General features: G+C 61.0%; 22 protein-coding genes. 6 read left to right on the top strand and 16 right to left on the bottom strand.

From position 1 onward, the window contains the following. Positions 1-91 precede the first annotated feature (91 nt). Both AGR13A_RS23195 and AGR13A_RS23190 read right to left on the bottom strand, forming a co-directional pair. Positions 92-1,273, bottom strand: coding sequence for an MFS transporter (locus AGR13A_RS23195; protein WP_080839838.1), 1,182 nt, complete (start codon positions 1,271-1,273; stop codon positions 92-94). Between the two features lie 265 nt (positions 1,274-1,538). Continuing rightward, the gene (locus AGR13A_RS23190; RefSeq protein ID WP_004433441.1) at positions 1,539-1,826 is read right to left on the bottom strand and encodes a hypothetical protein; all 288 of its coding nucleotides are present in this window, start codon (positions 1,824-1,826) and stop codon (positions 1,539-1,541) included. A 271-nt stretch (positions 1,827-2,097) separates the two neighbouring features. Between AGR13A_RS23190 and AGR13A_RS23185 the strand changes: the two genes are divergently transcribed. From AGR13A_RS23185 to AGR13A_RS23175, 3 genes are all read left to right on the top strand, one after another. Further along, positions 2,098-3,276 carry a hypothetical protein gene (locus AGR13A_RS23185; RefSeq protein ID WP_080839836.1) on the top strand — a complete coding sequence of 393 codons (1,179 nt, stop codon included), beginning with the start codon at positions 2,098-2,100 and terminating at the stop codon, positions 3,274-3,276. Between the two features lie 107 nt (positions 3,277-3,383). Then, positions 3,384-4,025, top strand: coding sequence for a DUF1007 family protein (locus AGR13A_RS23180; protein ID WP_167377620.1), 642 nt, complete (start codon positions 3,384-3,386; stop codon positions 4,023-4,025). Further along, positions 4,019-5,068 carry a nickel/cobalt transporter gene (locus AGR13A_RS23175; protein ID WP_080839832.1) on the top strand — a complete coding sequence of 350 codons (1,050 nt, stop codon included), beginning with the start codon at positions 4,019-4,021 and terminating at the stop codon, positions 5,066-5,068. The genes AGR13A_RS23180 and AGR13A_RS23175 overlap by 7 nt, the downstream gene beginning before the upstream one ends. On the opposite strand, the gene AGR13A_RS23170 is transcribed toward AGR13A_RS23175, so the two are convergent. From AGR13A_RS23170 to AGR13A_RS23155, 4 genes are all read right to left on the bottom strand, one after another. After that, positions 5,065-5,310 (bottom strand): hypothetical protein, encoded by a 246-nt coding sequence (locus tag AGR13A_RS23170; protein ID WP_035226093.1) that lies wholly within the window; start codon positions 5,308-5,310, stop codon positions 5,065-5,067. The two genes, AGR13A_RS23175 and AGR13A_RS23170, sit on opposite strands and share 4 nt — an antisense overlap. Next, entirely contained in the window at positions 5,297-5,989 is a 693-nt protein-coding gene (locus tag AGR13A_RS23165; RefSeq protein ID WP_080839829.1) for a GNAT family N-acetyltransferase, read from the bottom strand. The genes AGR13A_RS23170 and AGR13A_RS23165 overlap by 14 nt, the downstream gene beginning before the upstream one ends. A 154-nt stretch (positions 5,990-6,143) precedes the next feature. Beyond that, the gene (locus AGR13A_RS23160) at positions 6,144-6,839 is read right to left on the bottom strand and encodes a tellurite resistance TerB family protein (protein WP_004445183.1); all 696 of its coding nucleotides are present in this window, start codon (positions 6,837-6,839) and stop codon (positions 6,144-6,146) included. 108 nt (positions 6,840-6,947) lie between these two features. Next, the gene (locus AGR13A_RS23155) at positions 6,948-7,586 is read right to left on the bottom strand and encodes a 2-dehydro-3-deoxy-phosphogluconate aldolase (RefSeq protein ID WP_035226090.1); all 639 of its coding nucleotides are present in this window, start codon (positions 7,584-7,586) and stop codon (positions 6,948-6,950) included. Positions 7,587-7,758: 172 nt separating this feature from the next. Between AGR13A_RS23155 and AGR13A_RS23150 the strand changes: the two genes are divergently transcribed. Then, on the top strand, positions 7,759-8,247 hold the full coding sequence (locus tag AGR13A_RS23150) for a CYTH domain-containing protein (RefSeq protein WP_035226088.1): 489 nt from the start codon (positions 7,759-7,761) through the stop codon (positions 8,245-8,247). After that, a complete protein-coding gene (locus AGR13A_RS23145) occupies positions 8,231-9,139 on the top strand; it encodes a CHAD domain-containing protein (protein WP_080839827.1) in 909 nt (302 codons plus the stop codon). The genes AGR13A_RS23150 and AGR13A_RS23145 overlap by 17 nt, the downstream gene beginning before the upstream one ends. A 46-nt stretch (positions 9,140-9,185) precedes the next feature. Here the strand turns inward: AGR13A_RS23145 and AGR13A_RS23140 are convergent, their stop codons facing one another. Next, the gene (locus AGR13A_RS23140; RefSeq protein WP_167377619.1) at positions 9,186-9,572 is read right to left on the bottom strand and encodes an antibiotic resistance protein VanZ; all 387 of its coding nucleotides are present in this window, start codon (positions 9,570-9,572) and stop codon (positions 9,186-9,188) included. A 244-nt stretch (positions 9,573-9,816) separates the two neighbouring features. Between AGR13A_RS23140 and AGR13A_RS23135 the strand changes: the two genes are divergently transcribed. Next, entirely contained in the window at positions 9,817-11,328 is a 1,512-nt protein-coding gene (locus AGR13A_RS23135) for an aldehyde dehydrogenase (NADP(+)) (protein WP_080839823.1), read from the top strand. Between the two features lie 118 nt (positions 11,329-11,446). Here AGR13A_RS23135 and AGR13A_RS23130 read toward each other — a convergent pair whose 3' ends face one another. From AGR13A_RS23130 to AGR13A_RS23085, 9 genes are all read right to left on the bottom strand, one after another. Next, positions 11,447-13,690: a putative bifunctional diguanylate cyclase/phosphodiesterase gene (locus AGR13A_RS23130; protein ID WP_035226078.1), complete on the bottom strand. Its 2,244-nt coding sequence runs from the start codon at positions 13,688-13,690 to the stop codon at positions 11,447-11,449. 196 nt (positions 13,691-13,886) lie between these two features. Then, entirely contained in the window at positions 13,887-14,666 is a 780-nt protein-coding gene (locus AGR13A_RS23125; RefSeq protein WP_003499132.1) for a MetQ/NlpA family ABC transporter substrate-binding protein, read from the bottom strand. 53 nt (positions 14,667-14,719) lie between these two features. Then, positions 14,720-15,388, bottom strand: coding sequence for a methionine ABC transporter permease (locus AGR13A_RS23120; RefSeq protein WP_035226075.1), 669 nt, complete (start codon positions 15,386-15,388; stop codon positions 14,720-14,722). Further along, on the bottom strand, positions 15,378-16,493 hold the full coding sequence (locus AGR13A_RS23115) for a methionine ABC transporter ATP-binding protein (RefSeq protein WP_208612416.1): 1,116 nt from the start codon (positions 16,491-16,493) through the stop codon (positions 15,378-15,380). Before AGR13A_RS23115 ends, AGR13A_RS23120 begins: the two co-directional genes overlap by 11 nt. A 309-nt stretch (positions 16,494-16,802) precedes the next feature. Further along, positions 16,803-17,432 (bottom strand): NAD(P)H-dependent oxidoreductase, encoded by a 630-nt coding sequence (locus AGR13A_RS23110; RefSeq protein WP_035226069.1) that lies wholly within the window; start codon positions 17,430-17,432, stop codon positions 16,803-16,805. Positions 17,433-17,734: 302 nt separating this feature from the next. Beyond that, on the bottom strand, positions 17,735-19,114 hold the full coding sequence (locus tag AGR13A_RS23105; RefSeq protein WP_080839821.1) for a GH1 family beta-glucosidase: 1,380 nt from the start codon (positions 19,112-19,114) through the stop codon (positions 17,735-17,737). A 726-nt stretch (positions 19,115-19,840) separates the two neighbouring features. Then, entirely contained in the window at positions 19,841-21,151 is a 1,311-nt protein-coding gene (gene xylA, locus AGR13A_RS23095) for a xylose isomerase (RefSeq protein ID WP_080839817.1), read from the bottom strand. 236 nt (positions 21,152-21,387) lie between these two features. Further along, on the bottom strand, positions 21,388-22,842 hold the full coding sequence (gene xylB, locus AGR13A_RS23090; protein WP_080839815.1) for a xylulokinase: 1,455 nt from the start codon (positions 22,840-22,842) through the stop codon (positions 21,388-21,390). Between the two features lie 103 nt (positions 22,843-22,945). Beyond that, positions 22,946-23,968: a LacI family DNA-binding transcriptional regulator gene (locus AGR13A_RS23085; protein WP_003499115.1), complete on the bottom strand. Its 1,023-nt coding sequence runs from the start codon at positions 23,966-23,968 to the stop codon at positions 22,946-22,948. Positions 23,969-24,118: the final 150 nt, after the last annotated feature.

Genomic DNA, 24,118 nt, shown 5'->3' with positions numbered 1-24,118 from the left:
AAAGAGTCCCTTCATGACGCAGATGCGCCGTGGCTGGATGCCGGCTCAAGGCCGGCATGACGGAAGAGAGATGTTCGGGCTTCGTGAGCCTCTACTCACCCACCTGACGGCGCGTGAGGAACAGCAGCAGCAACCCCGCACCGGCACCCACCGAGGCAAGCCGGATCGATACGCCGAAGTTGGCATATTGCGCCACAAACCCCATCAGCGGCACAGCAAACAATGCGGCAAGGAAGATGGAATTCATGTAAAGCGCCGTCGCCCGCGCCGTGCGGCCGCGCGCAAAACCCTGAATGAAAGTCAGGCTTGTACCAGCGAAAAGGCCGTAATAGGCCCCCTCCATTGCGGCGCCAACGATCATGGCAGGCAAGGTTTCGACCGAGGCAATGATGTTGAAGGCAATGATCGCCATCACCGCCGCGATGCAGAGAAGGATACGGGCGCTGACACGGCGCATGATCCTCGGCGCAAGCAGGATCAGCAGAACCTCCATCGCGCATTTGACGCTGAGCGACAGACCAGGCGCGTAGTCTGGCAGGCCCACTTCCCGCACCAGAAACACCGGCAGGGCGGAAGCGCACAGGGAATGGGCAAAGGACATGCAGAAGCTCGCCGTGGCCGCCAGAAGCAGCGGCAGGTTGCGTCCGGTGTCGGCCTGCCCCTCCTCGCGCCGCTCCATCGGGCATGTCTGGCCGCGCGGCACGATGGCAAGCGCAAGCCCGCCCCAGATGGTGGCCATCAGCATGGCGTTGATGAACACCGCTTTCGCGCCGGCCAGATCGACGATCAGATAGGCGGCGGCGGGAAGCAGCATCCAGGCCAGCGACACCATCATTCGCAGAAAGGCGTTATAGGACGCCGTATCGAGTGACTTTACCCGTCCGTGATAACGGCCGTAGCTGAAAACGAGGGTGCTGGCGGCATTGGAAAGCCCCATGCCAGTTGCCGTTATCGCCACCAGCAGCGCCAGGTTCCCGAAGGTCGCCGCCGCCGCCGCGACAAAGGCACCCAGGACGGAGAGAAGCAGCAAAGGCCGCACCCGCACGCCGGCATCGACACGCTCGCCATAAATGCGGCTGGCAACAATAGAGGCAACCATTGCCGTGACGCTGTAAAGACCGAGCGTCGCCGGTGCATGGCCAAGCACTTGGATGATATAAAAACCGATAAACGGCACGACAGCCGCATTCGTGCTGCCGGCAAGAAAGACCAGTAGCGCGATCAAATAGGCCTGACGATCAAATGCGTCCGGCGAAGCGCGTTTCTGTAGCATGGAGAATCGACTGGAAGCCTGGAGGTCGTGAAACTCACCTTCACACCAAAACGTCCCGCCATTCAAGCCCGTTCGCAGTTTCATTTCCAGGGAGCAGAGACAAAAAAAGGGGGCCGTGAGGCCCCCTTCCAGTCGTGCGATGCGCCGTTTGTTCTTGCCGGAAGCAGCATGCGTCATACACACGCAACTCAAGGCTTGTTCCCGGCTTATGTCCTGTGCGCATCGTTTTCGTCGAAAATCCCTGTCGATTTTCGATCTGGATTGTCTAGTGCCGGCGCTTCTTGCCGCCGTCATTCTTATTGTCGATGACATCGACGGACGTCTTGTTGCCGTTCAGCACACCGTTCAGGATGCCGGTCTTGTTGCCATTCAGAATCCCGTTATTGGACAGGATGCCGCTGACACCGAGATCGATGCTGGGCGAGACGACGACAAGGGCGCCGCCCTTGTTGCTGTTGCCGGACAGGATGCCTCCCAGAAGACCGCCCGCATTGGCCTGACCAACGGAAGCGACAGTAAGAATAGCGGCTACACAAGCGAACTTTGCAATCATTTCTCTCTCCTCTTTTGTTTGATCACGCCCTCTGGCGTAACCGAACTGTATATTTAGAGGATTCTAATTCAAGCAAAGGCTAATATTACAATAAACGATTAACACTAATACTTGTGATTTTAATCAAATTTTACATATCGCGACTTCGCGCTTCCGCCCCTTGTTCAAACAATGCCGGTCGGCGCCTGTATCGCGACAGTAAAAGCAGCGCTGGAAACTTTGTTAACCATCCAAATATAAGATATTGCTTAATTAGAGACCGGAGATGCGAATGCGGGTGGGGGGATATATCGCGCTTGTTCTCGGGCTTGCCTGCGCCTGTGGCGCACGGGCGGGGGAAAAGGCCGATGAGCACAATGTCACCTATAAATCCGGCATTGCCTATGACAGCAATTATTTCGCCGATACCAACCGGCTGAGCGCGATTTCGCTGCGCGCCGGCTTCGGCCTCAACGGCAAGATCGCGCTGGAGGGGGCGGAGCTGCGTTATTCGCTCGAGCAGGAAGAGGTTCGCCTGCCCCGTTATCGTTTCGCCAATGAACATAACACCATCGCGGCGCTGGGGCTGACGAAACGATTTTCCGAAAAGCTGGAATGGGCCCTTGAGCTGCGCGGCACCCGCAGCGATGCCGGTGATATTTTCCTGCACCTGCCGGAAGAAGACATTGGTTACCGGCAACTGGATCACAAGCTGGAGGCGTCCTCCCAGCTCGGCATCCTCGCCCTTGGCGGCAAGAACACGCTGACGGCAAGCCTCGCCAGCCTGATGAAAGGCAAGGCGCGCTTCCGCCCGGCCTATTTCATGCCCACCCGACTGGAAGCTAACGAGGCGCTTTTATCGCTGAAGGCCGAACATGCACGATCACTCGGCGGCGGTGAGGCGGGGCTGACGCTTGCTTACGACCGTATCGCCGTGCCTGAGGGGCAGCAGGAAAAATATGAACGTTTCCCGGCCAACACGCTGCGAGGTTCTCTGGCTTATGGTTACAGGTTCTCCGACCGTTTCGCGGTTCTGGCCGAAGCGGGCTTCACATCCATTTCCGGCGATGAAATCAGCGACAAGGTAAAGCGCACCCGCCCCTATCTGCGGGCCGAGGCCGAGGTGAAGGCCACCGATCGCATCGCCTTCGGCGCGGGCTTTTCGCAGGACTATGCGCTTTTCGACCCGGATGACCCGATTGCCGAATTCCATCGCCGCTTTCAATTCGTCATGAAAAGCAGGCTCACCGAGAAGGTGGGGCTCGATCTTGCGCTGCACCGGGTCCACAAGGACTGGATCTATTATAATTACGATACCAGCGAGCGCCGGCTGGTCGCGACGCTTTCCTTCGATACCGGCAAGAACAGCAAGCTGGAGGTGGAGTTCAACCGCCTGCTGCATGGCGAGCGCGATACCGATCTTGCCTATAGCGGCTCCAGCATCACTTCGCGTTTCAGCGGCACCTTCTGAGATTTAGTGTCGGCCCGCGCGAAGGATCAGCCGCATCAGGTCGAAATTCGGTCCCAATTTCTGCTAGAGTCGGGCCTCAAAGATTCGAAGGCAGGACAGACCGGATAATGAACAGACGCTTTTTGCTCCTCGCGGCCGGCCTTGCCTGCGTTCCCGTCGCCGCGGCGGCCCATCCGCATATCTTTGCCGAAGCCCGCATGGAAATCGTCGAGGGGCCGAACGGCACCGTTCAGGAAGTGCGCAACATCTGGCGTTTCGACGAAATGTTCTCGGCAAGCGTGGTGATGGATTACGACAAGAACAGCGATCTGAAGCTCGACAAGGACGAACTGGCCGAGATCGGCAATACCGTCCTGGAATCGCTCGCCGAATATTCCTACTACACCTTCATCACCGCCAATGGAAAACCGGTGGAATTTTCCAAGCCCGAGGCCATTCACGTGGACTACAAGGACCAGCAGATCCTGATGTTCTTCTCCGTGAAGCCGGCCAAGCCTCTGGCCGTCAAGGGCAAGCTCAGCTTCGGCGCCTGGGATCCGACCATGTATACGGCGATCGATTTCGCCAAGGACGGCGATATCGCCACTGAAGGCAAGGATCTGAATGCCTGCAAGCACCACGTGGTGCGCCCCGATCCCGACGAGGTGATCTCGCAGAACCAGAGTTCGCTGACCGACGCCTTCTTCAACGATCCGACCGGCACCGACATGACCAAGCTCTTCGCCACCCGGCTGGAGGTCTCATGCTGAGCCGCAGGGCCGGCCTCTTCGTCGTCGCCATCGGCCTTATTGCCGTGGCCGGTGCGGCCCATGCGCAGTCGCCGCTCGGCATCGGCTCGGCCGAACCTTCCTTTTCCGTCGGCGGCCCCTTCGCGCCGCTGATGCAATGGATCAATGTGCACCAGCAGATATTCTACCGTGCACTGACCGGGGCGCTGAAGGCCATGCGCGAGGATGGCTGGGCGCTCAGCTCGTTGATCGGCCTCTCCTTTGCTTATGGCGTTTTCCACGCCGCCGGCCCCGGCCACGGCAAGGCGGTCATTTCGTCCTATATGATCGCCAATGAGACGCAGCTGAAACGCGGCATTCTCATTTCCTTCGTCTCGGCGCTCCTTCAGGGTGCGGTCGCCATCGGCCTTGTCGGTGCGGCCTGGCTGGTGCTGCGCGGCACCTCCATCACCATGACGAAAGCGACGCAGGCAATGGAGATCGCCAGCTTCGCCATGGTGGCGCTGTTCGGCGCCTGGCTGCTGGTGCGAAAACTCTGGTCACTGCGTATCCGGCGGGAACCCGTTCCCGTCTTCGCCACGGCGGGCGAGGCATCGGTGGCCCGAACCAGCGGCATGGGCACGGGGCTGCGGTTCCAGGGCAAGCCGGTCTTTGCAGATCATGACCATGACGGCACCGGCGATCTCTGCGCCGCCTGCGGAAAATCCCACGCGCCCGATCCCATGCTGCTGAAGGGCAAGAACTTCAGCCTGCACGAGGCATGGTCCGCCATCATCGCCGTGGGGCTCAGGCCCTGCTCTGGCGCGATCATCGTCATGAGCTTTGCGCTTCTGAACGGGCTTTATCTTGGTGGCGTGCTCTCAGTCCTCGCCATGTCGCTCGGCACGGCGATAACCGTGTCGCTGCTCGCCATCATGGCCGTCTCGGCAAAAGGCCTCGCCGTGCGTTTCGCCGGCCCCGGCAGCCGCAGGGCAGCCGGTATCAGCCATGCGATCGAGATCGCCGGTGCGCTGTTCGTGCTCATCATGGGGCTGTTGCTGCTCGGCGCGTCGCTTAAGCTCTAACCGTCACGGCGACGCTGGTAACGGGCGCGCAGCCAGAACAGCAGGAAGAAGCACAGCACTGCCACCGTGCCGAAGGCAGCGGCGAGCCAGGGCGAATAATCGCCCAGCCACAGCATGATCTTCGGCATGACGAAAAAGACCAGCCCGAAACCGACAATGATGAGGGCGGCGGCGATGGCCGGCGACCAATCCTTCTTGCCGGAGCTCGGCTTTTCAGGCGCCGGATTTTCAGGCAATGGCATCGGCAAACTCCGCACGGATATCCTCAAGCTTGCGCTTCTGCGCGCCGTCGGCCGCAAAATTCTCCGGCGCAAGCCAGGTTTCGAAGGCCTTGCCGATCAGCGGCCATTCACCGTCGATCATGGAAAACCACGCCGTATCGCGGTTCTGGCCCTTCGAGACCATATGCTGGCGGAATACGCCCTCGAAGGTGAAGCCATAACGCTTCGCCGTGATCTTGGAGGGCTCGTTTTCATTGTGGCATTTCCACTCGTAACGGCGATACCCCAGATCCTCGAAAACATATTTCGCCATCAGGTAATGCGCCTCGGTGGAAAGAGGCGAGCGCTTCATCTTCGCGCCATGGGCGACGGAGCCGACCTCGACCACGCCATTGGCGGGATCGGGCCGCATATAGCTCGCCATGCCGACGATATCGCCGGTGGCGTTTTCAACGAAGACCAGCGTGACCCAGTTAAGCTTCTGCCCCGCGCCGATGAGCCAGTCGCCGAAAGCGTCGGCATCGGGAAAGGCGCTTTGCGGGAAATATTTGAGCAGCGCATTCACGCCCTCACCGCCAAGTGCGGCCCAGAGCCTTGCGAGATGTCTTTCGCGATCGAACGGCTCCGCCGTCACGTAACGGCCCTTCAACACCACCGGCTGCGGCGGCGGACATCCCTTGAAATCACTCAGATCGCGCATTCTCTTCCCCATTTGCTGGGAGAAGGATTAGGGCAAGCGGGGCGGGATGACAACAGTGCATGTGGGGTGGGATGCGGTGGCGTTGGTGGGTGTGGTTCACCCCCCTCTGCCAGGCAGGGCAGAGGGGGGTGAACCGCGCCCGCCGAGGCTAACCTCAAACCTTCGCCGCCACCACCGTCGCCTCGATATGATCGACCAGCGCATCCGGCAGCCCAAGCCGCCCGGCCAGAAGGTCGAGATACCCCCGCTCCGCCCGCGTATCGGCCTCGATGGCAAGCCGCGAGGCGGTGTAAAGCTCCACCTTCTGCTCTTCCGTGCGGGCAGCAGCCACCAGCGCGTCGATGTCGAGCGGATCGGCCAGTTCCTTTTCGAGGAACCGCTCGGCTTCGCTATCAAGGCCCGAGACCTGCACCTTGTCCATGATATTGGCGCGCTCCTTCTCATCGATATGACCGTCCGCCTTGGCGGCGGCGATCATCGCCTGGATAAGCTTCAGCGCAAAATCATTGGAAAGCGCCGGCGATTGCGGATGGAAGGCGGAATCGGCGGGCGGGGCGAGAAGCTCCGGCTCGGGTTTCGGCGCGGCTTCAGGCGCCTGACCGGACTTGTAATTCTTATAGGCGAGGTAACCGAGACCGGCGATGGCGGCGACGCCGCCGATGGTGGCGACATTGCCGGCGAGCTTGCGGCCGGTCTTGGTGCCCAGAATGGCGGCGGCGAGCGCGCCGGCCTTCAGCGGATTGTTCTTTGCGATATCGGCGGCCTGCCCGGCTCTGTCACGGACGCTTCCCGAAAGGCCCGGCACCTGCGAGCCGAGGAATTGTTCAAGAAGCTTCTTGGCGTCGAACATCAAAATCTCCTGTAGAGGTCAAATCTACAGGGGAGATAGGAAGCCGTGGGCCGAAAACAAATGTCAAACCCGCTCACGCCTTCGTGAACGGGTTTGACAGGATGCAAATCAGCCGCGCAGTGCGGCTGCTTCGGCAGCAAGCTTGGTGATGCCCGCCCAGTCACCCGTCGCCACCAGTTCGCGCGGGGCGACCCAGGAGCCGCCGACGCAGACGACGTTCGGCAGGGAGAGATAATCATTGGCGTTCTTGAGCGACACGCTGCCGGTCGGGCAGAAGACGGTGCCGGCGAGCGGCGAGGACAGCGCCTTGAGATAAGGTGCACCGCCGGCCTGTTCGGCCGGGAAGAACTTCAGCACCTTGTAACCCTCGTCGCGCAGCGCCATGACTTCACTGGCGGTGGCCGCACCCGGAAGCAGCGGCACTTTGGAACCGCGCGCGGCTTCCAGCACGCTTTTATTGATGCCGGGGCTGACGATGAAGGTGGAGCCGGCTTCCGCCGCCGCTTCGAAATCCCGGGCATTGAGAATGGTGCCGGCGCCGACATTGGCGCCTTCCACTTCCGCTGCAACCGCGCGGATGGCATCGAGCGCCGCCGGCGTGCGCATGGTGATCTCGATTGCCTTCAGGCCACCTGCGACCAAAGCGCGTGCGAGCGGCACGGCGGAAGCGGCGTCATCCACGATCAGCACCGGCACGACCGGCTGGAGTTTGAGGATGGAGAGAAGTTTTTCGGAGTCCTGGGCCAAGATGAGCCTCCCTTGCGCGATTGAAACGATTTAAATCCCGTTTACCGATTAGCCTGCCCCGGCTTTCATGTCGAGGCATGGCATGGCCATTTTTTATCCAGATACTTCAATCAATTCGCTTCTTCATGGAGCCCTCTTGCGATAATCTGGCTCCCCAGTTCGCGGAGACAGCATGGCCAAGGAAATTGAACGGAAGTTTCTTGTTGCAGGCGGTGAATGGCGCAATGAGGTCACGCATAGCATGGCTTTCCGGCAGGCATATGTCGCCTCGATGGAAAACCGCTCGGTCCGGGTCAGGATCGTCGACCAGCGCGATGCGACCTTGACCATCAAGATCGGCGCAAGCGCGCTTGTCCGCGACGAATATGAATATTCCATACCCCTCAAGGACGCCGAAGAGCTGATGGCGAGCGCGCCGGGCGTGGTGATCGAAAAGACGCGTCATACGGTCGATCACAACGGTTTCACCTGGGAAGTGGATGTTTTCGAGGGCCGGTATCAGGGACTGGTTGTGGCGGAAGTGGAGATGGACGACGAAAATGCCGATCCCGATCTGCCGTCCTGGCTGGGCAGGGAGGTCACGGGCGACCGTCGCTTTTCCAACCAGTCACTCGCCATGGACAATCCGCATGGAGAATTGTCGGATGCCTTTCAGAATTGATCCGAAAAAGCCCTTTGACGACGAAATTCGTCGCGCCGGGCTGGAACTGATTGACGATGCGATAACGATCCTTCGCGACCAGCCGTCCGGCCCGCACGAAGCGGTGCACGACGCCCGCAAGCGGTTCAAGCGGCTGCGCGCGCTCTATCGCCTGATCAGGAAGGCCGCGCCCGATTTCAGCAATCGTGAAAATGCCCGCTTCCGCGACATTGCCCGCTCGCTTGCCTTCGCTCGCGATGCGACGGCGCTGGTGGAGACGGCGGATTATCTCGAGCCTTTCGCGCTCTCCGACGCTCAGGGCGAGGCGCTGCGCTCCATTGCGGCCATGCTGCGCGAACGCCGCGATTACGCCATTGAACACGAAGCAGGTCTGAACGACGCCATTTCGGCAGCCATTGCCGGCTGCAAGGAGGCACGCGAGAGGCTGGAGGCGCTGTCGCTGTCCGATGACCTGAAACAGACAGCGCGGCTGGTGAGAACCGGCTGGTCAAAGCAGCGGAAGCGTGCGCGCCAGGCGCTCACCGACTGCCACGACCATGCCGACGTCGAACATTTTCACGAATTGCGCAAGGCCGGGCAAGCCTACTGGATGCATCTCGGTCTCCTGCGCCGCATCTGGCCCTCCGCCATGCGCGCCAAAAGGGCCGATACCAAGCGGTTGGTCGACATACTCGGTCACGAGCACGATCTTTCGGTCCTTGCCGCCGTCGCCGACCGGGAGCCGGACCGTTTCGGCAATGGCGAACGGCTGGCCCTGCTTCTCGACGCCATTATCCAGCGGCAGCAGGCGCTGCGCGCAGAAGGCCTGCAACTGGCCAACGAGGTCTTTTCCGAATCCGCCAGCACGGAAAGCCGCATCGTCGGCCTTTTGTGGCGGCATGCGGGGAAGTAGCATGGCAGGTAAAGAAGTTTCCTGGGCCTTTACGCGTCCGTTTCCGTCATTCCGACCTTAAGCCGGACTGACGGATGAGAGAAGCTGCAGCCAACCGCGTCCTGAACTGAAGATAAGAAAAAGCGACAAGCCCGCCGGTGATAGCGCCGGCGGCTTTCACGACGGCATCCGTCAAATGCGGATGGCGCGTGGGGGACAGGAATTGCAGCGCCTCGATGCCGAAAGCTGCCACAACACCGGCAACGATGACCAAGAGCCAATAACGCGGATAGGCCAGCACGAAGGCGGCCGAGCAGAAGGCGAAGGCGGCGGCGCGGTCTATGCCCACCGTCGTCAGCGTGTGTGGACGAAAGCCGATGGGGCAAACTGTAACGATCACGATCAGCAGAAAAACCGACCAGGCGACGTATTTCGGAAGTCTATTTGTCATCATGGCGTCACAATAGAGCGTGCGGCATGTAAACGGAAGCGCGTCTTTTTCACGCCTCGCCCGATTAATCACACTTTTTGGTCAGATAGTTGAAAAACCGGCTTTCGCTCAGGCCGCACACGGGCTAAGGCAGAGGGCAACCGGGCGCGGATCGCGGCTGATGGCGTTTGCGCTGTCGCCTTTCGGTGCAATGTCACGGTGTCGGGTGGATTGTCCACACAGGATCAGATTTTCAGGGAAGAGCACAATGAGTTTCAAGCCGCATGGCAAACATCTGGTTGCAGGAGAATGGGTCGCCACGGAAGCAAAATTCCGCAGCGAACCTGCACATGGCGAAGCTTTCGATTTTTCGGTCGGCACCGTCGATCTGGTGAATGCGGCCTGTGAAGCAGCCGAAGACGCCTTCTGGAGCTATGGTTACACCACCCGCGAAGAGCGCGCCGCGTTCCTCGACACCATCGCCGACGAGATCGAAGCCCGCGCCGACGCCATCACCGAAATCGGCTCCTCCGAAACCGGCCTGCCCGCAGGACGCCTGCAGGGGGAACGCGGCCGCACCGTTGGCCAGCTGCGCCTTTTCGCCTCGCATATCCGCAAGGGCGACTATCTCGACCGCCGCCACGACGAAGCGCTGCCGGATCGCCAGCCGCTGCCGCGCCCGGATATCCGCCTGATGCAGCGTCCGATCGGCCCCGTTGCGGTCTTCGGCGCCTCCAACTTCCCGCTCGCCTTCTCGACAGCCGGTGGTGACACCGCCGCCGCTCTGGCAGCCGGCTGCCCCGTCGTCGTCAAGGGCCATTCCGCCCATCCCGGCACCGGCGAAATCGTCGCCGAAGCGGTTCTCGCCGCCGTCAAGAAGCACAATCTGCATCCCGGCGTCTTCTCGCTGATCCAGGGCGGTCGCCGCGATGTCGGCTCCGCGCTCGTGCAGCATCCGCGCATCAAGGCGGTCGGTTTTACCGGCTCGCTCGCCGGCGGCCGCGCGCTGTTCGATCTCTGCGCCCAGCGCCCCGAGCCGATCCCCTTCTTTGGCGAACTCGGTTCCGTCAACCCGATGTTCCTGCTGCCGGAAGCCGTTGCTGCCCGTGGCGAGGCCATTGCCAAGGGCTGGGCAGGCTCGCTCACCATGGGTGCGGGCCAGTTCTGCACCAATCCCGGCATTGCCGTCATTCTCGCCTCGCAGGCGGATGCTGTTGCGGAAACCGCGCGTGCCGCTCTTTCCGAAGTCGGCCCGCAGGTCATGCTGACGGACGGTATCGCTTCTGCCTATCGTGACGGCCGCGACCGTATCGCCGCCGGCAATGGCGTGCGCGACGTGCTGACCACCGCCTGCGATCTGCGTAACGCAACGCCTTACCTGTTCCGCGTTGCGGGCAAGGACTGGGTGGCGAACCACGCACTCGCCGAAGAGGTCTTCGGACCGCTCGGCCTGATCGTGACGGTCGACAGTGCAGACGAAATGCTGGAAGTGGCCAAGAGCTTCGAAGGCCAGCTGACCGCCACCCTGCATCTGGATGCCGGCGACGCCGAACTCGGCCGCAAGCTGCTGCCGATCCTGGAGCGCAAGGCCGGCCGCGTTCTCGCCAACGGTTTCCCGACCGGCGTGGAAGTCTCCGAGGCCATGGTTCATGGCGGCCCCTACCCGGCGTCGACCAACTTCGGCGCAACCTCGGTCGGCACCATGTCGATCCGCCGCTTCATGCGCCCGGTTTCCTACCAGAACATCCCTTCGGACGTTCTGCCTGAGGACATCCGCTAATCACCGACAGGGCAGGCGCGGCAACGCGCCTGCCTTCGACGGCCGGCAATTTTCCGGCACATTCCTCGGTCTTCCGTGGTCGATACCCGTATTGGGGATTGATAACCGTCGGAGGCGCTCAGGCCCCGGCCCGAAGCGCGAAGAGCGGTGCAGTCTGCTCGTCCAGCATGGCCGTAATCACCTCGGCAGCGACAGGTTTTGAGAACAGGTAACCCTGCAATTCGTCACAGCCGCACAGATGCAGGATGGCCGCCTGCTCTTCGGTCTCGACACCTTCTGCCGTGACCGGAATATCGAGCGATTTCGCCAGCGCCACCGTCGCCTGCAGCATTTCCAGCGAACGCCCGCCCTTATCAAGGGCCATGATCAGCGACCGGTCGATCTTCATCCGGTCGAAACCGAAGCGGCGCAGATATCCCACACTTGCGAAACCGGCCCCGAAATCATCGAGCGCTATATGCAGGCCAAGCTGTTTCAGCTTGTCGATCGCGGCACTTGCCCGTTCCGGATGCTGGATGAAATACCCTTCCGTCATCTCCAGCCGCAACCTCTCGGTCGGCGTCTGGGTGGCCGCGAGAATATCCGCCACGTGACGGGAGAAGGCAGGATTGCGGAACTGTACGGGTGAGATATTCACCGAAAGCTTGATCGAGGGCCATTGTGCAGCCGTCTCGCAGGCCTTGTGCAGGACAACAAGGCCGAGCCGGTCGATAAGGCCGCTCGTCTCGGCGGCAGCGATGAAGATATCCGGCGGTACGAAGCCGTATCCCGGCCTCTGCCAGCGGGCAAGGGCCTCCACCCCGGTGATGCAGCGCGTGGCGGCGCTGACGACCGGCTGGTAGACCACCGTTATTTCGTCATTCAGAATGGCGTGGCGCAGATCCGCCTCAAGCTGCAGCTTTTCCTCGCGCAGCGCATCCATTTTCAGCTCGTAGGACACGTAACGGCCGCGGCCGTTTTCCTTGGCCTGATACATGGCCATGTCGGCGCGGCGCAGCAGTTCTTCGCCATTGATATCGCCAGACCTGGAAACGGAGGTGCCGATACTGCAACCGATGCTCGCCACCCGCTCCCCGATGCTGAAGGGCTCGGTGAAAAGTTCGAGCAGCGCCTGACAGAGCTTGCGGCCTTCCGACCACACGTCATTGCCCTGAATGGCGATGGCGAATTCGTCGCCGCCAAGCCGCGCCAGCACGGCGCCTTCCGGCATCAGCACCCTGAGCGCGGCCGCCACACCCTTGATCAGCCTGTCGCCCGCGGCGTGGCCGTAGGAATCGTTGATCTCCTTGAAACCGTCGAGATCGAGATAGAGCAGCTTGATATCCGTCTTGTCATGGCGGGCCTTGCCGACCATGCGGTTCAGCTTGGCAAACAGGCCGGCGCGGTTATTGAGCCCGCTCAGGCGATCACGCAGAGCCTCTTCCCTTGCCGCCGCCTCGTCGGCCTTCAGCCGGTCAAGTGTGGCCGAGCCGATGATGAGAAGGACAAGAAAGAAGGTGCCGGCAATGCCGAGCGCGGTGAAGACGACCGGCCGCGCATCGTGAAAACTGACGTCCCCCGGCAGATGCGAGCGCCAGGTGAGCCGCGCAAGCACATCGCCCAGCGGGTTGACGATGTCCACGTGGTTTTCGGCAGGCCCATCGCCATATTGCAGCTCCAGCCCGTCAATGACGTAGTTGCGGGCAAGCTTGTCCACGGTCGCCTGCCTGAGATGGCGGGCGAAGATCAGATAGCGCCGCTCGGCCCCGACCGGCGGCAATGCGCCGGATTTGAGCCGCACCAGCGCCACGCCCGCGGCGGCGATGCCATCGCTGGTTTTCACGAAACCGGTAACCTGAGAGGTGATATCGGCGCGCATGGACTGCACACGCTCGATCATTTCCTTCAGGCCCCTTGCGAAATAGACATCCGGCGTCCACGAAACCGGCTTGCCGTTCTGATAGGCCATACGGACCTTGCGGTCTTCATCAAGAACGACGGCGGTATCGAAAAGATCGTTGTTGACCGTCATGTCGCCATAATTACTGGCCACCCAGTCGAAGCGGTCAGGGGCATACACATATTCCGCCGCGTCGTCCCAGGCGGCATAGTCGTTCAGGGTCGCACCGAGCTGTTCACGGAAGGTGACGAGCGCGCCGGCCGTCGTCTCGCGCGAACGGGCGTTGTCGAGCAAATTCGCCTTTTCCCTGACCTGGCTCAAGGCGGACAGGACGAGCGCGGTGACGATGAGAAGCACGAGCGCGAATGTGGACAATACGACGCCCACGGCCGTTCTACGCCCGACCGGCAGGTATTCCCCAATGTTTCGCGGCGCAATCCGCATAAAATCCCCTTCGAAAGCATCATCTTGCGAAGGAAACATTCAGAAGCCGTTAAACCGGATTGTGACGCAGCCCCAAAAAACAACGGGTATAAAACGACAGTCAGGGTAAAAACCTGAAAAATCCTTCCCCGAAATCATGGGGGGTTTTCAGAAAACGTGGTTGCACACGGGCCCAAAAACAAAAAACCTCCCCCGTAACCGGGAGAGGTCGTCATTTTTGCCGCAACCGACAATATTACCAGGACGGGATGACCGTGCCGTTGTACTTCTCCAGAATGAAGGCCTTCACTTCCGGGCTGTGGTAGGATTCCACCAGCGTCTTCACCCAGGGCTTGTCCTTGTCCTGCGCGCGGACGGCGATGATGTTGGCGTAAGGGGACTTTTCGCTTTCGATGGCGATCGCGTCCTTCTTCGGGTTCAGGCCGGCAGCCGTCGCATAGTTGGTGTTGATAACCGAAGCATCGGTGTCGTCAAGCGAGCGCGGCAGCTGGGCAGCATCAAGCTCGACGATCTGGATGTTCTTCGGGTTTTCGGTGATGTCGGCAGGCGTCACCTTCAGGCCGGCTTCTTCCTTGACCTTGAGCACGCCCTTGGAAGCGAGAACCAGCAGCGCACGGCCGCCATTGGTCGGGTCGTTCGGAATGCCTACGGTCGCGCCGTCCTTCAGCTCGTCAAGGTTCTTCACCTTCTTCGAATAAACGCCCATCGGGGTGGTGATGGTGGTGCCGACGCTGACGAGATCGAACTTGCGGTCGGCGATCTGGTTATCGAGGTAAGGCTGATGCTGGAAGGAGTTGGCCTGAAGTTCGCCATCGTTCAGCGCCTGGTTCGGCACGACATAGTCGGAGAATTCGACGATGTCGATGTCCAGACCCTTGGTCGCCGCGATCTTCTTGACCTGCTCCATGATCTGCGCGTGCTCGGCGGGGGTTACGCCGATCTTGATGGTCTCGGCCAGCGCCTGACCGGCGGTGAAGAGAGCGGCGAGCGAAGCCGCGAGGATGATTTTCTTCATGGGTGTCTCCTTGGGTTTGTTATTCTTGGGATTGTTGTTCTTGAACGGCTTTATCAGTTTTTGCGGGTCCGCTTGTCGAAGCTGCGGGCAAGGCGGTCACCGGCGCTCTGCACCAGCTGCACCAGCACGATGAGCACCAGAACCACGGCCAGCATCACGTCAGGCATGAAACGCTGGTAACCGTAGCGAATGCCGAGGTCTCCCAGCCCGCCGCCGCCGACAGCGCCGACCATCGCCGAATAACCGATAAGGCTGACGAGGGTAAGTGTCAGCGCCAGCGTGATGCCGGGCTTGGCTTCGGCCAGCAGGACTTTCGTGACGATCTGCAACGGTGTCGCGCCCATGGCGCGGGCGGCCTCGATCAGGCCCTTGTCCACCTCGCGGATCGCCGCCTCCACCAGCCTTGCGATGAAGGGCACGGTGGCGACCGTGAGCGGCACGATGGCGGCGCTGGTGCCGATGGAAGTGCCGGCCACGAGACGGGTGAAAGGAATGATCGCCACCACCAGAATGATGAAGGGCGTGGAGCGCGCCGCGTTTACGACGAGGCCGAGAATGCGGTTCGTCATCGGCGCGGGGAACAGTTCGCCCTTGCCGCTGGTGGCGAGGAAAACGCCCATCGGCACACCGATGATCGAACCGACGATGCCGGCGACCGCGACCATGTGCAGCGTTTGCAGAAGGCCCTTCAATAGAAGGTTGAAAATCATATCAGGCGACATAACCGAGCACCTCCGTGTGAAGACCGGTCTCAGTATAAAAGCGGCTGGCGCGGGCGGTGATTTCCGCTGTGGCCGGATAGGAGACAACCAGCGAACCGAAGGGTTCGCCGGAAATTTCCTCGATGGTGCCGGCAAGGATGTTCACATCGGGGCCGATCTCGGCCACAAGCCGGGCGGTCAGCGGCTGGAAAGCCGTTTCGCCGAAGAACACCAGCCGCACGAGAACGCGGTCGCCTTCCGCAGCTTCCGGCTTTAAGCCCGAAGTCACCCAATGCGGCAGCTTCACGCCGACCGAGGACGACAGCAGGCTGCGGGTCGTCTCGTGTTTCGGTGCGGTGAAGATGTCGAAGGTACGGCCTTGCTCGACGATCAGGCCCCTGTCGATGACCGCCACCTGCGAGGCGATAGTCTTCACCACCTCCATCTCGTGGGTGATGAGCAGAACGGTGAGCCCCAGTTCGGCATTGATGCGCTTCAGAAGCTCGAGGATGGACTGGGTCGTCTCCGGGTCGAGCGCCGACGTCGCCTCGTCGGACAGGAGCAGCTTGGGTTGCGTGGCAAGCGCGCGGGCGATGCCGACACGCTGCTTCTGACCACCGGAAAGTTCCGCCGGATAACGCTTGGCCTTGTCGGAAAGGCCGACGAGATCGAGCAGCGGTGCAACCCTGGTTTCTATCTCCCTCTTGCCGAGACCGGCGATTTCGAGCGGCAGCGCCACATTGTCGAAAGCGGTGCGCGACGACAGGAGATTGAAATGCTGGAAGATCATGCCGACGGAACGGCGCAGCGTCCGCAGGCTCTTCTCATCAAGGGCTGCAACATCGACGCCATCGACGATGACGCGGCCGGAGGAGGGTTTTTCAAGGCCGTTAGCAAGGCGGATAAGGGTGGATTTACCCGCACCGGAACGGCCGATGATGCCGGTAATGGAGCCCTTCGGCACAACATAGTCGATGCCGGCAAGGGCTGCGAAGCCCGGCTTGCCATCGGCGCCGCCAAATGTCTTGGTCACGCCTTCGAACGCGACCATCGGGTCCTTGACCGCCAGTTCTGAAACCGCCTTCGGCGGGGTCGCGGGCGATGCCGCGCTGGATTGAAAACTCATTGAAAACTCTGGGAAAACGCGTGACGGATCGGGTCTCAAAAAATCCTGTTGCGGCAGACAGCCGCTCTCTTCATGCGGCCGGATGGCACATTCGATGACAGCTGATTTTCCGGGTGACTGTCCGGGTCATTTCGTCAGGCTTTCACTCAAGAGATGCCGGGGATCGGCATTTCGATGGCGCATACTTGCCCGCAGGCGCCACCTTTTAACAGGGATGATTTTTCAATTATCTGAAATCAGAGGAAAAATCTACCGCAAAGCCGTCATTGCGGCCTTGCGGCGGTCAAGACTTTGCGAGTGCCTTGGAAATCACACGCGGCTCGCAAATTCCTCGATCGGGCGGCGGACCTTCTTCAGGTTCACCAGCCAGTCGCCTTCCGACTGGCGATATCCGAGCGGCAGGATGGTGACGGAGCGCAGGCCCTTTTCACGAAGACCGAGGATTTCATCCAGCTTTGCCGGATCGAAACCTTCCATCGGGGTGGAATCGACACCCTCGAAAGCGGCCTGCGCCACCGCCATGCCGAAACCAATATAGGCCTGGCGGGCGGCATGTTCGAAATTCACCTGTTCGTCACGCTGCGGATAGGAAGAGAGCAGCATCTGGCGATAGGATTCCCATCCCTCATTCCGGATACCGCGTTCCTCATTGACCAGATCGAACATGTGGTTGATGCGCTCTTCGGTGTAATTATCCCACGCCGCAAACACCAGAAGATGCGAACCCTCGGTAACCTGCGCCTGGTTCCAGGCGATCTCGCGGATCTTTGCGCGCACTTCCGGATCGGTGACGACGATCACTTCGAACGGCTGCAGACCGCTGGACGTGGGCGCAAGCCGCGCCGCCTCGACGATGCGCTCGACCTTGTCTTCCGCAACAGTCTTGGAAGGGTCCATTTTCTTGGTGGCGTAACGCCAGTTGAGTTTTTCGATAAGCATGTTCGTTTTCCCTGGGAGGACCAACCCGCCCTGCCCCTTGGATGCCAGAACGGGTGCTACGCCTTCGTAGCCCGTCTGACATAGGAGGCGGGATGGCGGACGCAAGCAGGCACCGCGGGGTAACCGATAAAAAAGTTTGGAAAACTGATAATAAGGGGAAAGAACATTCTAATATGCCTCTCCGTCATCCTCGGGCTTGACCCGAGGATCCACGATCGGCTCGTATTGATGGATCCTCGGATCAAGTCCGAGGATGACGAACGAGAGATCGGTGCTTTCACGCGATCATGCCATTGGTCGGTTTATACCTTCGCCAAACCGTGATTGCCCTTGGGGAAACTGGACGCCAAGGCGCTGTACCATTTGCCGCTGTTCTTCAGCGTCCGCACCTGCGTATCATAATCCACATGCACGAGGCCGAAGCGCATGCGATATCCCTCGGCCCATTCGAAATTGTCCATCAGGCTCCAGGCGAAATAACCGCGCATCGGGTAGCCGTCCTTCACCAGATCGGCGACGATGCCGAGGTGTTCGGCATAATAATCCAGCCGCGGCTGGTCATCCACCACGCCATTTTCGACACCCATATTATAGCAGGCGCCGTTTTCGGTGATGTAGCAATCCGGCAGCTCATAGCGCTTGTAGAGGTCTTCCACCAGCGACTTGAGCGCCGGGGCATAGACCTCCCATCCGATATCGGTCTTCACGTCGCTGATAGCGGGGGCCGGTGTGGTGGCAGGGAATTCCGCACCTTCGGTAGCGTCGTCGGCGACGCGCATCGGCGTATAATAATTCAGGCCCCACCAGTCGAGCTTCTGGCTGATGATGGAAAGGTCTTCCGCCTCCACCACCGGCATGCGGCCACCCAGCGCTTCCATCATCTCGGCCGGATATTCACCCTTGAAGACCGGATCGAAGAAGGCGCCATTGTGGAACTGGAATGCCCGCTCAGCGGCCTTGAGATCGGCCTCGCTGTCGGAGGCGGGAATGACGGAATGGGCGTTGAGCACCAGCCCCACCGGCACCTTTGGCGCCACATGGCGGGATGCCTCGACACCGAAACCATGGGCGAGATTGATGTGATGCATGGCGGCAAGGGCTGCCTCCATGTTGCGCTCGCCCGGCGCGTGAATGCCATAGAGATGGCTGAGCCAGACCGCGCACCAGGGCTCGTTGAAGGTCGCCACCGCATCCAGCCGGTCGCCCAGACGGGCCATCACGGTCTTAGCGTATCGCTGGAAGGCGTGCGCGGTGGAACGCGAGGCCCAGCCGCCATCGCCCATCAGCGTCAGCGGCAGGTCCCAATGGTAAAGTGTCGCATAGGTCTTGATACCGCGCGCCTTGCAGCCATCGACGAGGCGGTCGTAAAAATCCAGCCCCTTCTCGTTGATCGGGCCGAAGCCATCCGGAATGATGCGCGGCCAGGCGATGGAAAAACGATAGGCCTCGACGCCCATGTCCTTGATGAGATCGAGATCCTGCTCCCAGCGATTATAGTGATCGCAGGCTATATCGCCATTGTGCCGCTCGAAGACGTGACCCGGCATGTTGCAGAAGGCATCCCAGATCGAGGGCTTGCGACCGTCTGCCCTGGTCGAGCCTTCGATCTGAAAGGAGGCAGTTGCGACTCCGAACAGGAAATCACCGGGGAAACGGGCTGCTAGCGCTTTGGGATCGGTCATCGGAGAGGCCCTTTCATCATCCATCGAGCGGGAAAAGATCAGCAGCGGTTTAGACCATGTGGGGAAATAGGTACAGAAGCGAATGAGCAAAATCTGCAACGTTTCAGCAGCGCGTCGCCGTCAATCCAAAGCGCTTTAGATGCACGGGCGCCACAACGGCGCCGCCGTGGCGGCAGAAGGGAAATGGCCCGGCAAATGCGGGTGCAAGTCAGTGTGGTGAAAGTCGTGCAATTGCCGGGCCGCATCTTTGGACCGTCGCCGGCCCTTTGGTTACAGCCTTTTCACGGCACCTACCGGTTCAGCCCCGCCCGCCTCTGGCCCGGCGGGATGCCTTTCCGGAACATGGTCTGCCAGAACCATGCTTGTCGATGCCGGCCGCCGGTCCGCAAAAGGCGCCGCGCGTATCGCCCTTCCGTTCCGGTTGCAGGGGAATGATGCGACGGAATGGGCGGGTGGGGATGGAAGGGGAGATGTTTTGCGGCAAGTGACTGGAGAGGAAGGATGTGCTGAGCGAGACTGTCCGCGCCTGACAGAGATGAGGCTCAACTTGACCCTCGGCCTCGACGTCATCCTCGGGCTTGACCCGAGGATCCACAACTCGGCACACCATGGATCCTCGGGTCGAGCCCGAGGATGACGTCGCGTGTGCCGTGACGGGGATCGTCAAACCGAAACGACGAAAGCGGGAGATGCTCCCCCGCCTTCTTTTTGGAAACAAGGACCCGGTCAAACGTAACGGTTGACCACGTTCTCCAGATATTCCTGACGACCGGATTTCGGCTCGGGATTGATATCCTCGCGCTCCACCAGTGCCGCGATCTCTTCGAGCTTCAGCTCGCCGCGCAGCATCTTCTGGGCCTCGGGGGCGTCCCACCCGGCGTAACGTTCCGCAAGCGGCTTGGACAGCGCGCCGTCCTCGACCATTTTCGCCGCCGCCTTCAGGCCGCGGGCGCAGCAATCCATGCCGCCGATATGGCCGATCAGCAGGTCCTGCGGATCGAGCGACTGGCGGCGCAGCTTGGCATCGAAATTGGTGCCGCCATTCTTGAAGCCGCCACCGGCCAGCACGTGGTAATAGGCAAGCGCCATTTCCGGCACATTGTTGGGGAACTGGTCGGTATCCCAGCCGGACTGGTAATCGTTGCGGTTCATGTCGATGGAGCCGAAAATGCCGAAGGCATTGGCGAGGGCCAGTTCATGCTCGAAGGAGTGGCCGGCAAGGATGGCATGGCCCTGCTCGATATTGAGCTTCACTTCCTTTTCGAGGCCGTTCTTCTGCAGGAAGGCATAAACGGTGGCGACGTCATAGTCATACTGGTGCTTGGTCGGCTCCTGCGGCTTCGGCTCGATCAGGATCGTGCCTTCGAAACCGATCTTGTATTTATATTCCACCACCAGATTGAGGAAACGGCCCATCTGGTCCAGCTCGCGGGAAAGATCGGTGTTGAGCAGGGTTTCGTAACCCTCACGGCCGCCCCACAGAACATAATTCGCGCCGCCAAGCTTCTTGGTGGCGTCGAGGCAGGTTTTCACCGTGGCGGCCGAGAAAGCGAAAACATCCGGGTCCGGATTGGTGGCGGCACCCGACATGAAACGGCGGTTGGAGAAGAGGTTCGCCGTTCCCCAGAGAAGCTTCACGCCGGTCTGAGCCTGCTTTTCGGCAAAATAATCAACGATCTCGTTAAGGTTCTTCGTGTTTTCAGCGAAGTTTTTGCCTTCCGGGCGCACATCCGCGTCGTGGAAGCAATAAAACGGCGAACCGAGCAGCGAGAAAAATTCGAAAGCGACATCGGCCTTCAGCTTGGCGGCCTGCATGGTGTCTTCGAACCAGGGACGCTGAAACGTCTGCCCGCCGAAGGGATCGCCGCCCGGCCAGGTGAAGGTATGCCAGTAGGCCACCGCGAAACGAAGATGATCCTCCATGCGCTTGCCCGCGACAATCTCATCGGGATTGTAGTGGCGAAACGCCAGCGGATTGGTGCTGTCGGGGCCTTCATATTTTATCTTGGTTATGTCGCCGAAAAAACCTGTGCTCATGGGGATCCTCCTTGGTTGGTTTAGATGGTGTTCGAAAATTTCAAGGCCATTGCGCGTGGCCTACCCCCCTCTGTCCTGCCGGACATCTCCCCCACAAGGGGGGAGATCGACTTGCCGCCGCGTCCCGTACTCACGCGAGGCTGCGGATGGAGCGAGAGGTAGCATCTTGCTGATCTCCCCCCTTGTGGGGGAGATGCCCGGCAGGGTAGAGGGGGTGAAGCCGCACACTCCGTGTCTCAATGCGAGAGCGACCGAATAGCCGGGTAAAGCGAGTGATACCGCCGGTAAGCCTCCTCATAGGCGCCGCCAAGCGCCGCCACCGGCTCGATGGTCCGCGCCGTCTGCGGCTGGGTGCAGACCACGACCGGATTGGCCCCGGTTGCCGCAATCAGACCAAGACGCGCGGCACCAAAGGCAGCGCCGAAATCGCCCTCCGCCGGAATATCCACGGGCACACCGAGCGATGTGGCGATCGAGGCCAGCCAATAGGCCGAGCGTGAGCCGCCGCCGATGGCGGTGACGCGGGAAATGGTGGTGCCGGCCGATTTCAGCGCTTCGAGATTGTCGCGGATGGCGAAGGTAACCCCTTCCAGCACCGCCTGGGTCAGCGCCTTGCGGTCGCTTTCATGGGAAAGGCCGATGAAGGAGCCGCGAATGGCGGCGTCATTATGCGGCGTGCGCTCACCGGAAAGATAGGGCGCGAAGGTCACGCCGGTCGGGGCCAGAAGCGTCTCGCCCAGTTCGCCCGTCAGGTCGGCGGCGGACTTGCCGGTGAGGCGCGAATACCAGTTGAGCGCATCGGTGGCGGACAGGATGACGCCCATCTGGTGCCAGGTGTTGGGCAGCGCATGGCAGAAGGCGTGAACGGCGCTTTCCGGCTTCGGCAGATAGGAAGCGTTGGCGGCAAACAGCACGCCGGAGGTGCCAAGCGACACGAAAGCGTGGCCTTCCTTCACAGTGCCCATGCCGCAGGCGGAAGCCGCGTTGTCGCCAGCACCACCGGCAACCACGGCCCGGCCCGCAATGCCCCATTCGGAGGCGAGTTCAGACCGCAGAACGCCCGCCTCATCGGTGCCTTCCACCAGCGACGGCATGTGTTTTTCATCCAGCCCGGTGGCGGAGAGAAGCTCGGCAGACCACTTGCGCGCGCCGGTGTCGAGCCAGGAGGTTCCGGCGGAATCAGACATTTCGGAGATATATTCGCCGGTCAACCACAGCCGCAGATAATCCTTCGGCAACAATACCTTGGCCACTTTCGCGAAGATTTCAGGTTCGTTTTTCGCCACCCAGGCAAGTTTCGGAGCGGTGAAGCCGGGGAAAACGATATTGCCGGTGATCTTGCGGAAACGCGGATCGGCATCGAGTGCGGCCGCCTCGGCGTAGGAACGCGTATCGTTCCACAGAATGCAGGGACGCAGCACCTTGCCGGCCGCATCGATCAGCGTCGCGCCATGCATCTGCCCGGAAAGGCCGATGCCCTTGACGGCGGCAAGCTCCTTCGGAAACTTCTGCTTCAGCCCGGCGATCGCAGTCTGGGCGGCGGCGATCCAGTCGGCCGGGTTCTGTTCCGACCAGCCGTGATGCGGGCGCGAAACATCCAGCGAGCCGTTGGCCGAGCCGATGATCTTCTGATCGCCATCCATCAGCAGGGCTTTGATGCCGGATGTTCCAAGATCGAGACCGAGATACATGTATTTCTCCATTCCGGCGCTCCATGCGCCACTTTCAGCGGTTTTAAGAGTCACCGCGTTTCCGGACGGAAAGCCGGCGGACACTTTTCCTGGAAATGCGCTCTCAGGGTAGATTGTCCCTGAGGAATATGTCGATACGGATACGTTCCTGCGCCGCGATGACGGACTGGCCATCGGCGCGCGCCTTCAACACGCGGATGGCGCTGCGCACCTCATGGCCGGCATCCTGGTTGAGCACAGCGTCGAGCACCCCTTCCCGCAGTGCATTGGCGGTGTTTTCCGTCAATTCATGGGCGATGACAGAAAGCGGCCTCTCGCCACCCGCAGCTCTGAGCGCCCGGATGAGGCCGCGATTGCCGGCGCCGAGACTGTAGATGCCTGATAGCGCGTTGTTGCCCAGCGCAGCGGCAACCAGCGCCTCGACGGCCGCAGGGTCATCCTTGCCCTCCAGTACCGGCAGAAGCCGCAATTGCGGAAATTCCGACTCGATGACGGTGCGAAAACCTTCCAGACGCTCACGATGGTCTCGCACCAGCATGGAGCCGGCAACAACGGCGATATCGCCGCCACGCCCGGAGAGGAACCGCCCCATGAGGCTCGCCGCCGTGCGGCCCGCCGCGACATTGTCCACACCGGCATAATGGTCGCGCCGCGAGCCGGACAGATCGGAAACCAGCGTGACGCTGGCGATGCCGTCATCCGCCAGCCGGTCTGCCGCTTCGGCCACATCTTCTGAATCAGTGGCGACGAAAGCGACGCCCGACGGTTTTTCCCGCCGCGCAACCTCCAGCGCTTCGGTCAGCGCCGCAGCATTGAAGGGCGGCACCTCGATGATGCGGATTGCCGTGCGTTCCAGATGGGCGCGGCTGGCTGCGGCCCGTACCTCGGCCCGCAGCGTCGCCATGAAGGAATTGTCGTTGCCGGGCAGGATGAAGACCAGCGAATAGTTGCGGCCCTTGGCCAGATTGGCAGCGGCGATATCGCGCACATAACCAAGCTCTGCAATCGCCGCCTCCACGCGCGCACGGGTGGCCGCATGCACGCCGGGGCGCATGTTCAGCACCCGGTCTATGGTGGCGAGGCTGACGCCCGCCCTCTCGGCGATGTCGTGAACTGTCGGCTTCATGGTTCCTCCCCTCGCCTTTGAATATCCAGCTTTGAGGGCGAGGTAAACCGAAAAATGATGTACGTACCTCATATTTTGCCGAAAGCCGGGATCATGAATTGGGCGTGGTTCCTGTGAAGACGTTGCGGCTGGTTTCTTCTCCCCGCCGGG

This window comes from Agrobacterium genomosp. 13 str. CFBP 6927 (assembly GCA_900012615.1).
Taxonomy (GTDB): domain Bacteria; phylum Pseudomonadota; class Alphaproteobacteria; order Rhizobiales; family Rhizobiaceae; genus Agrobacterium.
Note: the sequence above shows the minus strand (reverse complement) of the source record. Positions and strands in the feature narration are given on the sequence as shown.

Bases quoted from the DNA above. Each gene is read 5' to 3' on its own strand.
- AGR13A_RS23195 (WP_080839838.1), bottom strand. From the start codon at position 1,273: ATGCTACAGAAACGCGCTTCGCCGGACGCATTTGATCGTCAGGCCTAT.
- AGR13A_RS23190 (WP_004433441.1), bottom strand. From the start codon at position 1,826: ATGATTGCAAAGTTCGCTTGTGTAGCCGCTATTCTTACTGTCGCTTCC.
- AGR13A_RS23185 (WP_080839836.1), top strand. From the start codon at position 2,098: ATGCGGGTGGGGGGATATATCGCGCTTGTTCTCGGGCTTGCCTGCGCC.
- AGR13A_RS23180 (WP_167377620.1), top strand. From the start codon at position 3,384: ATGAACAGACGCTTTTTGCTCCTCGCGGCCGGCCTTGCCTGCGTTCCC.
- AGR13A_RS23175 (WP_080839832.1), top strand. From the start codon at position 4,019: ATGCTGAGCCGCAGGGCCGGCCTCTTCGTCGTCGCCATCGGCCTTATT.
- AGR13A_RS23170 (WP_035226093.1), bottom strand. From the start codon at position 5,310: ATGCCATTGCCTGAAAATCCGGCGCCTGAAAAGCCGAGCTCCGGCAAG.
- AGR13A_RS23165 (WP_080839829.1), bottom strand. From the start codon at position 5,989: ATGCGCGATCTGAGTGATTTCAAGGGATGTCCGCCGCCGCAGCCGGTG.
- AGR13A_RS23160 (WP_004445183.1), bottom strand. From the start codon at position 6,839: ATGTTCGACGCCAAGAAGCTTCTTGAACAATTCCTCGGCTCGCAGGTG.
- AGR13A_RS23150 (WP_035226088.1), top strand. From the start codon at position 7,759: ATGGCCAAGGAAATTGAACGGAAGTTTCTTGTTGCAGGCGGTGAATGG.
- AGR13A_RS23145 (WP_080839827.1), top strand. From the start codon at position 8,231: ATGCCTTTCAGAATTGATCCGAAAAAGCCCTTTGACGACGAAATTCGT.
- AGR13A_RS23140 (WP_167377619.1), bottom strand. From the start codon at position 9,572: ATGATGACAAATAGACTTCCGAAATACGTCGCCTGGTCGGTTTTTCTG.
- AGR13A_RS23135 (WP_080839823.1), top strand. From the start codon at position 9,817: ATGAGTTTCAAGCCGCATGGCAAACATCTGGTTGCAGGAGAATGGGTC.
- AGR13A_RS23130 (WP_035226078.1), bottom strand. From the start codon at position 13,690: ATGTTTCCTTCGCAAGATGATGCTTTCGAAGGGGATTTTATGCGGATT.
- AGR13A_RS23125 (WP_003499132.1), bottom strand. From the start codon at position 14,666: ATGAAGAAAATCATCCTCGCGGCTTCGCTCGCCGCTCTCTTCACCGCC.
- AGR13A_RS23120 (WP_035226075.1), bottom strand. From the start codon at position 15,388: ATGTCGCCTGATATGATTTTCAACCTTCTATTGAAGGGCCTTCTGCAA.
- AGR13A_RS23115 (WP_208612416.1), bottom strand. From the start codon at position 16,493: ATGAGTTTTCAATCCAGCGCGGCATCGCCCGCGACCCCGCCGAAGGCG.
- AGR13A_RS23110 (WP_035226069.1), bottom strand. From the start codon at position 17,432: ATGCTTATCGAAAAACTCAACTGGCGTTACGCCACCAAGAAAATGGAC.
- AGR13A_RS23105 (WP_080839821.1), bottom strand. From the start codon at position 19,114: ATGACCGATCCCAAAGCGCTAGCAGCCCGTTTCCCCGGTGATTTCCTG.
- xylA (WP_080839817.1), bottom strand. From the start codon at position 21,151: ATGAGCACAGGTTTTTTCGGCGACATAACCAAGATAAAATATGAAGGC.
- xylB (WP_080839815.1), bottom strand. From the start codon at position 22,842: ATGTATCTCGGTCTCGATCTTGGAACATCCGGCATCAAAGCCCTGCTG.
- AGR13A_RS23085 (WP_003499115.1), bottom strand. From the start codon at position 23,968: ATGAAGCCGACAGTTCACGACATCGCCGAGAGGGCGGGCGTCAGCCTC.